Here is a 1,380-nt window from a genome sequence, read left to right as displayed (position 1 = left end):
CGTCACGCTCGACCAGCTCCGGGCCGTGGTGCATCCCAACGCCACCAATCCCGATGACTCGACGAGCCTGACCGCGGACAACCTGGTGACGTTGACCGCGACCATTACCGACAAGGACGGCGACAGTGCCCAGGCGACCCTCAACATTGGACAGAATCTGGTGTTCAAGGACGACGGGCCGAGCATCAGTACCACCGGCGTGGAGCCGACGCTGACGGTGGACGAGACAGTACTGGGCACCGACGCCAATCAGAGCTTTGCCGCCAACTTCAATTCGGCGTTTGGCGCCGATGGTGCCGGCACCCTGAGCTATGCGCTGGGCGTGGTGGCTGGAGCCTCCGGGCTGACCGACACGGCCACGGGCCATGCGGTGAACCTGTCACTCAACGGCACCGTGGTCGAAGGCCGCACGGCCACGAGCGACCTGCTGGTGTTCACGGTCAGCGTGGCCGCCAATGGTGTCGTCACACTCGACCAACTCCGGGCCGTGGTGCATACAGACGCCAGCAATCCCGATGATTCGACGAGCCTGACCGCGGACAACCTGGTGACGCTGACAGCGACCATTACCGACAAGGACGGCGACAGTGCCCAGGCAACCCTCAACATTGGACAGAACCTGGTGTTCAAGGACGACGGGCCGAGTATCACCACCACCGGCACGGAGCCAACGCTGACGGTGGACGAGACGGTGCTGGCGACCGACGCGACCCAGAGCTTCGCCGCCAACTTCAATTCGGCGTTTGGCGCCGATGGTGCCGGCACCCTGACCTACGCGCTGGGCGTGGTGGCCGGGGCTTCCGGGCTGACGGATACGGCCTCGGGCGAGGCGGTGAACCTGTCGCTCAATGGCACCGTGGTCGAAGGGCGTACGGCCCTCAGCAGCCTGCTGGTGTTCACGGTCAGCGTCGCCGCCGATGGCAGCGTCACGCTCGACCAGCTCCGGGCCGTGGTACATCCCGACGCCAGCAATCCCGATGACTCGACGAGCCTGACTTCGGACAACCTGGTGACACTGACCGCGACCAAGACCGACGGGGACGGCGACAGCGCCCAGGCGACCCTCAATATCGGGCAGAACCTGGTGTTCAAGGACGACGGGCCGAGCATCACCACCACCGGCGCAGAGCCGACGCTGACGGTGGACGAGACGATTCTGGCGACCAACGCGACCCAGAGTTTCGCCGCCAACTTCAACTCGGCGTTTGGCGCCGATGGGGCGGGCACACTGACCTATGCGCTGGGCGTGGTGGCCGGAGCCTCCGGCCTGACCGACACGGCCTCGGGCGAGGGGGTGAACCTGTCGCTCAACGGCACTGTGGTCGAAGGCCGTACGGCCACGGGCAACCTGCTGGTGTTCACGGTCAGCGTGGCCGCCAA

The 1,380-nt window shown here is 66.0% G+C and carries 1 protein-coding gene; it reads left to right on the top strand.

From position 1 onward, the window contains the following. Positions 1-1,380 (top strand): DUF5801 repeats-in-toxin domain-containing protein (locus PMI29_RS0130545; RefSeq protein ID WP_008004454.1); only part of this gene is annotated, 1,380 nt, incomplete at both ends.

The organism is Pseudomonas sp. GM49 (assembly GCF_000282355.1).
Taxonomy (GTDB): Bacteria; Pseudomonadota; Gammaproteobacteria; order Pseudomonadales; family Pseudomonadaceae; genus Aquipseudomonas.
Note: the sequence above shows the minus strand (reverse complement) of the source record. Positions and strands in the feature narration are given on the sequence as shown.